At 70.8% G+C, this 7,934-nt stretch carries 4 protein-coding genes; 2 read left to right on the top strand and 2 right to left on the bottom strand.

Translation table 11 applies throughout. From position 1 onward, the window contains the following. Positions 1 to 210: 210 nt before the first annotated feature. Entirely contained in the window at positions 211 to 939 is a 729-nt protein-coding gene (locus NBX02_RS12880; RefSeq protein ID WP_250282373.1) for a phenylalanine--tRNA ligase beta subunit-related protein, read from the top strand. A 623-nt stretch (positions 940 to 1,562) separates the two neighbouring features. On the opposite strand, the gene treY is transcribed toward NBX02_RS12880, so the two are convergent. Both treY and glgX read right to left on the bottom strand, forming a co-directional pair. Beyond that, positions 1,563 to 4,148 carry a malto-oligosyltrehalose synthase gene (gene treY / locus NBX02_RS12875; protein WP_445548404.1) on the bottom strand — a complete coding sequence of 862 codons (2,586 nt, stop codon included), beginning with the start codon at positions 4,146 to 4,148 and terminating at the stop codon, positions 1,563 to 1,565. After that, positions 4,138 to 6,501, bottom strand: a complete 2,364-nt coding sequence (glgX, locus tag NBX02_RS12870; protein WP_250282375.1) for a glycogen debranching protein GlgX — start codon at positions 6,499 to 6,501, stop codon at positions 4,138 to 4,140. The genes treY and glgX overlap by 11 nt, the downstream gene beginning before the upstream one ends. A gap of 605 nt (positions 6,502 to 7,106) precedes the next feature. On the opposite strand from glgX, the gene NBX02_RS12865 reads away from it, so the two are divergent. Continuing rightward, the gene (locus tag NBX02_RS12865; protein WP_250291503.1) at positions 7,107 to 7,637 is read left to right on the top strand and encodes a DUF3145 domain-containing protein; all 531 of its coding nucleotides are present in this window, start codon (positions 7,107 to 7,109) and stop codon (positions 7,635 to 7,637) included. Positions 7,638 to 7,934 lie beyond the last annotated feature (297 nt).

The following is a 7,934-nucleotide window of genomic DNA, read 5'->3' as shown; positions in this document are numbered from 1 at the left end:
GCACGCACGGCGTGGTTCGGCGCGACGGCGCCGGTGGCCTGCGTTTGTACGACCGGTCCGCCGGGTTCTCGAAATCGCGTCCTCGCAGGTTGACGAGGTACGTATGCCCAGCTGTCCGGACCCCCCTTCGGGGGTGACTGAACATGCTATTCTGCTGAGGCGGCCGAGGATTCCGGCCATTGGTGATATCGCGTGAAAAGGAGCTCCGGCATGGGTGCTGCGGAGGCCGGTCTGGTCAGTCCCCATATCGGAGAAAGATGCGAGGAAATTACATTCAAGGCGGCTGAGGAAGTTCTGGGCCTGGGGCTGACGGGCGTCTACTTCGTCATGGGGAACCTGCGCAACAGGAAGGATGACGAGCAGTTCGACTCGCTGCTGGCCGGCACTCTCGCCGGTCTTCCGAGCTTTCCGTCCAACGAGGATTTCAAGAGTGATCCGGTCCTTGCCGGATTCCGTGACCTGCACACCGCGGTCGGGCGGTCGAACCGGGAGAACGTCGCGTCGCCGGAGAACCTGCTGCGCCTGATCCGCAGGACCGGGACGCTGCCCAGGATCAATCTTCTCGTCGACATCTACAACCTGGTCTCGCTGCGGACCCGCCTGGCGCTCGGCGCGCACGACCTGGCAGCCGTGGACGGGGACATCCGTCTCACGTCCACAACCGGTGCGGAACGGTTCGTGCCGCTGGGCGCGACGGAGCCCAAGCCGGTCCCCGCCGGCGAGTACGGCTACATCGACGGCGCCGGCGAGATCATCTGTCGGATGGAGACGCGGCAGGTCGAGAAGACCAAGGTGGTGCTCGACACCACCGAGTGTTTCTACATCGTCCAGGGGAACCGGGCCACCGACGCCAGCTACGTCTGGGACGCGGCCAACGAGCTGATCGCGCTCACGAAGGAGTTCTGCGGCGGCGACGAGAGAATTCTTTTCGGGCCCTGACCGGATGGGCGCGGCGGGCCCCGCTGCTGTGCCGGGCCCGTGCCTCATGTCGCCGAGACCCGGCGGACGAACCGGCCGGTCTCCCCGCCGGCCTGCTGGCCCCCGGGCAGGATGCCGGCGAGCCTCCGATCTCACCGACATGATCGTCATGGTCAACAGGGGTACCCATCGCGTGGCTGAGACAAGACCGTTAAGCGTGTCGTCGTGGAAGACCGGCCTCGACGATGCCGCGCTCACCGCCGACGTCATCCTCGAGTGCGCGGCACGCGTGTCCGCGGCCGGCCGCGAGGCATGAGACCACGATGCACAGTGCCCCGCCGGGGCGGCCTCAGCCGACGTCGAGCAGGTCGACGACGAAAATCAGAGTCTCGTTTGAACCCCACCGCCGGCGAGGGCCTCGGCCAGCGCACCTCGGCAGCCCAGCGCACCTCGGCAGCCCAGCGCCCCTTGGCAGCCGCCGTTCTCGCGGAAAGCCCAGGGATGCTGGAAGCCGCGATGTCCCGGTAGCCGTGGTGCCACCGTACCGTCGCCGGCTGGCCACGGTACGCATCAACCGCATGTCCTGGCCCGGACAGCTCCCACCCACCTGGAAGACGAGAATGGCGGCGGGCCCGTCCTGGGTTTCACTGGGTGCGGACGAGGAGGCTGACGGGGAAGTCGCGCAGGAGGCGCAGGACGTAGGCGACGCCGCCGTCGTGGCGGCGGCCGGTGAACAGGTCCGTCCAGCGGCCCTCGGGCAGCGAGAGGGTGGTGTCGCGCCAGCCGCCGCCGCGGCGCAGCCCCAGCACCAGGCGTGGCGCCACGGCTACCACCGAGCCCGAGCGGCTGAAGGCGACCACGTGGTCGGCCGCCGAGCCGGACGCCCACAGCGGACGGTAGGTGGCCTGGGCGCCGAACCACTGCGGGTGTTCCCGGCGCAGCCGTAACGCGCGGGCGACGACGAGCAGTTTCGCCGCCCCGGTGTCGTCGAGCGGCGGGGGCTTGCGGCCACCGGATTCGGGGCCGAGCTCGGTCAGCAGCTTCGCCCGCTCACCGAAGGCGACCGGGCGCCGGTTGTCCGGGTCGACCAGGGAGGCGTCCCACAGCTCCTGGCCCTGGTAGACGTCGGGCACGCCGGGGGAGATGAGCTGGAGCAGCTTCTGGGCCAGGGAGTTCTGGCGCCCGAGCTCCACCAGGGACGCGACGTAGGTCTCCAGCGTCGCGAGGTAGTCCCGGTCGTCGAGGACGGCGTCGATGTAGTTCGTCAGCGCCGACTCGTACCCGGGGTGCGGGGCGGTCCAGGACGTATGGGTCTTTGCCTCGCGGACAGCCTTGAGCATGTACTGCCGGACCCGGTCGGCCGGCAGCGGCCAGGCCCCGACGAGGGTCTGGGCGAGCAGGTAGTTCGTCGGACGGTCCGGCCAGCCGTGTTCGATGTCGGTGTGCCGTTCGCCGAGGGCGAGCAGGCGGCGGGCGATCCCGCCCCAGCCGTCGGGGTCCTCGGTCAGCACGGCGAGCCGGGCGCGGACGTCCTCGGAGCGTTTGGTGTCGTGCGTGGACAGGGTGGTCATCGTCAGCGGCCAGGCCCGCTGGGTGGCGCTGTTGGCCTCGTGGAACTCGTGCACCGCGCTGTGCGGATGCCCGGCGGGGAAGCCGGGGAAGTCGCCGGGGGAGCCGCCGACCTCGTTCAGCGCGATCATCCTGCTGTACCGGTAGAAGGCGGTGTCCTCGACGCCCTTGGCCATGACCGGCCCGGCGGTCTGCTGGAAGCGGACGACGAACTCCGGCGGGCCGGACAGGGCCAGCTCCTCGACGAGGCCGATCTCGCCCGCGCGCAGGGGCAGCGACTCCCGGGCGCGCGCGCAGGCCCGCACGACATGCCCGCGCGCCTCCAGGGTCGCCGCCGAGCCCGGCCGGACGTAGGCGCGGTAGACCGGGAAGGCGGCCAGTACCTCGGCCAGCGCCTCGTGCAGGCCGACGCGGGTGAGGTCCGCGCGCCGCCGCCGGGCCTCGGCCAGGGCGAGGGTGGCCAGCCTGTCCAGTTCGGGGCGCAGGGCGCCGGCGAGCACGTCGAGCTTGGCCCGGCGGCTGATCGTGGCGAAGTCGGCCCGCACATCGGTGATCTCGGCGTAGAGGGTGCTGAACGCCCTGGCCGAGACCGGGTCGATGAACAGCCGGGTGAGCCGGTTCAGCGCGTCGTAGCCGGTGGTGCCGGCGCACACCCAGGTGTCGGGCAGCGCCTCGCCGGGCTCCAGGATCTTCTCGACGACCGTCCACGCGCCCCCGGTGGCCTCGGACAGCCGGCGCAGGTACTCCTCGGGGTCGGCGAGGCCGTCGGGATGGTCGATCCGCAGGCCGTCGATCGCGCCGGCCCGGACCTGGTCGAGGATCAGGCGGTGGGTGGCGGCGAAGACGTCCGGATCCTCCTGGCGCAGGCCGGCGAGGGTGGTGATGTCGAAGAAGCGCCGGTAGTTCAGCTCGGTGCCGGCGACCCGCCAGAAGCACAGCCGGTAGTGCTGGCGTTCGAGGGTGGCGGCCACGTCGTCGGGGTCGGCGGTCCCCTCGGCGACGGGCAGCACGTGGTCGTGGTAGACGATCACCCAGGCGCCGTCCTCGTCGGTCGCCAGCCGGATCTCGCCGCGGGCGAGGCAGGTGCCCAGCGCGTCCCCGAGAACCGGGACCACGATCTTCCCGGGGTTCTCCGGGGAGTCCCAGTCGATGTCGAACCAGGACGCGTACGGCGACTCGGCGCCCTCGCGCAGCACCGACCACCAGGCCGTGTTGGCCGGCTCGGGCGCGGCCACCGCCATGTGGTTGGGCACCAGGTCCACCACCAGGCCGAGCCCGGCCCTGCGGCACGCGGTCACCAGCCGCCGGAACCCGGCCTGCCCACCGAGCTCGGGGCTGATCTGGCCGTGGTCGACCACGTCGTAGCCGTGGGCCGAGCCGTCGACCGCCTCCAGGACGGGCGAGCAGTACAGGTGGGTGACGCCGAGCGTGGCCAGGTAGGGCACTATGACGGCCGCGTCGGTGAAGGAGAACTCCATGCTCAGCTGCAGCCGGTAGGTCGCGGTGGGGACGGCCCGGACGGCCTCGCCACCGGCACCGGGCCCACCGGCACCGGGCCCACCGGCACCGGGCCCACCGGCACCGGGCCCACCGGCACCGCCGGGCCCAGCCGGGCCACCGGCGGGGGCAGCGCCGGAGCCGCCCCGCGGATCAGTCGGCACAGCGCAGCACGAGCGTCGAACGGGCTTCGGCTTCGATCGGGTTGTTGGCCTTCACGACCTGGCCGGTCAGGGGCGGCCTGGGCCGCGCGTGCCCGCCGCCCCCGCCCGCATCGCCGGCTCCGGCCGCCGCGCCCACCACGGATGCGTCGCGGGCCGCGGATGCGTCGCGGGCCGCGGATGCGTCCCGGGCCGCGGAGGCATCGCGGGCCCCGGAGGCATCGCGGGCCCCGGAGACATGGCCGGTTCCAGGCGGCGTGGTGTCGGCGGCCACGGGCTCGGCCGGGGCGGGCGGGCGGGTGTCGACGACGACCTCCCAGCTGGTACCGAAGCTCTCCGGCGGGATGCGGAAGCCCAGCGGCTCGAAGTGGGCGTTGAAGAACAGCAGGAAGGACTGGTCGACGACCTTCTCACCGCGCTGGTCGGGGTCGGGGATGCCCTGCCCGTTGAGGAACACCCCGAAGGAGCGGGCCGGGGCGAACCCCCAGTCGGCGTCCGACATCTCGGTGCCGTCCGGCCGCAGCCAGACGATGTCCTTGAGGGCCTCGCCGCCGTCGTAGCCGGCGGCGGGAAGGCCCGTCCTGGCGTCCAGGCGGTGGATGGGGTCGCCCCGGAAGAACCGGCGCCGGCGGAACACCGGATGCTCCCGGCGCAGGGCGCAGACGGTCGCGGTGAACTCCACCAGGTCCGCGTTGCGCTCCGCCAGGGACCAGTCCAGCCAGGAGATCTCGTTGTCCTGGCAGTAGCCGTTGTTGTTGCCCTGCTGGGTGCGTCCCATCTCGTCGCCGGCCAGCAGCATGGGGACGCCCTGGGAGAGGAAGAGCGTGGTGAGGAAGTTGCGGACCTGGCTGCCGCGCAGCGCGAGCACCGCGGGGTCGTCGGCCGGCCCTTCCGTGCCGCAGTTCCACGACCGGTTGTCGTCGGTTCCGTCCCGGTTGTCCTCGCCGTTGTTCTCGTTGTGTTTGTTGTTATAGGAGACCAGGTCGTTGAGGGTGAACCCGTCGTGGGCGGTGACAAAGTTGATGGACGCCGACGGCCGGCGCCCATCGGACTCGTAGAGGTCGCTCGAGCCGGTCAGCCGGGAGGCGAACTCGGCGATGCCCTTGTCCTGGCCGCGCCAGAAGTCCCGCACGGTGTCACGGTACTTGCCGTTCCACTCCGTCCACAGCGGGGGGAAGTTGCCGACCTGGTAGCCGCCGGCGCCGAGGTCCCACGGCTCGGCGATCAGCTTGACCTGCGAGACCACCGGATCCTGCTGGACGAGGTCGAAGAAGGACGACAGCCGGTCGACCTCGTAGAACTCCCGGGCCAGGGTCGCGGCCAGGTCGAACCGGAACCCGTCGACGTGCATCTCGGTCACCCAGTAGCGCAGCGAGTCCATGATGAGCTGCAGGACGTGCGGGTTGCGCACCCGCATGCTGTTGCCGGTGCCGGTGTAGTCCATGTAGTAGCGCGGGTCGTCGTCCATCAGGCGGTAGTAGGCGGCGTTGTCGATGCCGCGGAAACACAGCGTCGGGCCCATGTGGTTGCCCTCGGCCGTGTGGTTGTACACGACGTCGAGGATCACCTCGATGCCGGCGTCGTGGAGGTCCTTCACCATCAGCTTGAACTCCTGGACCTGCTGGCCCGCGCGGGTGGTGGCCGCGTACGCGTTGTGCGGGGCCAGGAAGGCCAGCGAGTTGTACCCCCAGTAGTTGCGCAGCCCCCGGCGGACCAGGTGCTCGTCCTGCACGAACTGGTGGACGGGCATGAGCTCCACGGCGGTCACACCGAGTTTGTGGTAATAGTCGATCATCACCGGATGTGCCACGCCGGCATAGGTGCCGCGGTACTCCGGCGGAAGCCCGGGATGGGCGGTCGTCAGGCCGCGCACGTGCGCCTCGTAGATGACCGTCTCGTGGTACGGGGTGCGCGGCGGGCGGTCGCCGTTCCAGTCGAAGAACGGGCTGATGACCACCGACTTCATCACCCGGGGCGCGGAATCCTCGGTGTTCATGCTGTCGGGGTCGCCGAAGTTGTAGCCGAAGACCGACTGGTCCCAGTCGATCTCGCCGTCGACCGCCTTCGCGTAGGGGTCCAGAAGAAGCTTGGACGGATTGCACCGCAGCCCCTTGGCAGGTTCGTGGGGGCCGTGGATCCGATACCCGTATCGCTGGCCGGGGCCGATGCTCGGCAGGAAACCGTGGTAGACGAAGGCGTCGGCTTCCTTCAGCTCGACCCTGGTCTCGGTGTTGCCCTCGTCGAACAGGCACAGCTCGACCTTCTCGGCGACCTCGGAGAAGATCGCGAAATTGGTGCCGGTGCCGTCGTAGGTGGCACCGAGCGGATAGGGGCTGCCCGGCCAGACTTGCAACATACGCACGGAGCCTACGGGGTTGGGGAACCGCCGACGACCGGTGCTGGTGGGGATGGGCACCGACGGCTCGGATGACTTCCCGGCCGGTGGATTCCGGGCCGGGGGATTCCGGTTCGGCCGGCAGGGCGGCGGCCGCGGCCGGGCCGGGCCGGGCCGGCTTGAGTACACCTTCGGGCCGCGCCGTGCGCAACTCGTCGCCCGCGTCGTCGATCACAAACCGTTGATCGCGGCCTCCGCCGTGGACGAGGTTCACGAGGTGGCCGCGCGCTCGGTCCTCCACGCCGGGACCCCGTCTGCCGGCCCGCCCGGCATGGGCCCGGCATGGGCCCGGCGCGGGCCCGGCCGGACACCCCACGGACATCATCCGGACGCCGTTCGGACGCCTCGGCCTGGTTGTCTCGCCGGGCCCTGCCGTGCGGAGGATGAGGGAGCCGCCTGTCACGAATCATCCAGGTATCAAATGATGAATCGGATCTGTCAGACGGGGGTAGGTATGGCAGCCACCGGCGGCTCATGGCACCATCGTTACCGCACGGCGCGGCCGATCGTGAGACGAGATCGCAGGGGAAGGCGTAACTCGTTGACGGAGGTCCTGCGTGGTCGCAATGCCATCAACACGTGATCTTGTTTCGGGTTCGGTGTCCGTCGGCATCCCCGGCATGCTCGCCGTGCTGGCCTGCCCGCCGCCACTGTGTCCGCACCTGGAGTTTGCCGTGTCCGCCGTGCTCTCCTCACCGGTGTCCCTGACCTGGACCGAGCAGCCCAGCTCCCCGGGGTCGTTCCACGCGGCCCTCCAGTGGCGCGCCCCCTGCGGGACGGCCGGCCGGCTGGCGGGGCAGCTGCGCCGTCTCGGCCCGGTCTCCTTCGACGTGGTCGAGGGGCCCTCACCGGGGTGCGACTCGGAGCGCTACTCCCACACCCCCGAACTCGGCCTGCACCGCGCGTCGATCGCCGCGAACGGGGACGTGGTCGTCGGTGAGGCGGCCCTGCGCGCGCTCATCGACCGGGGCGAGGGCCGCGAGACCCTGGCCAGGGGCCTGCACCGCCTGCTCGGCACCGCCTGGGACGACGTCCTGGAGCCGCTGCGTCAGGGCGCCCACGGAGCGCCCGTGACCTGGCTGCGCCGGACCGGCTAGAACGCCGGTCAAGTAGCGCGGATCCCATCCACGACCACCCGTGCAGGCCATGATCCAGGAGAGTTTGTCGTTGTGTACGCTTTTTGGCCGCAAAAGCGTACACAACGACAAAATTACGCCGATCTTCTCTGGCGGCCGACGTCCATCGAAGCGTGCCATCGTTCAGGAGGGATACGTATGGTTACCTGACCGGCGCTCTAGGCTTCGCCGCGCCCGCGCCCGCGCCCGCGCCCGCGCCCGCGCCCGCGCCCGCGCTCCGGGCTCATGCGGGCCGGCCGGCATGAGCCGGGCTCCCAG

Origin of the sequence: Protofrankia sp. CiP1_Cm_nod1, from assembly GCF_920888515.1 — a bacterium.
Lineage (GTDB): Bacteria > Actinomycetota > Actinomycetes > Frankiales > Frankiaceae > Protofrankia.
The sequence above is the reverse complement of the archived record's forward strand: the minus strand, read 5'-3'. Positions and strand labels throughout refer to the sequence as shown.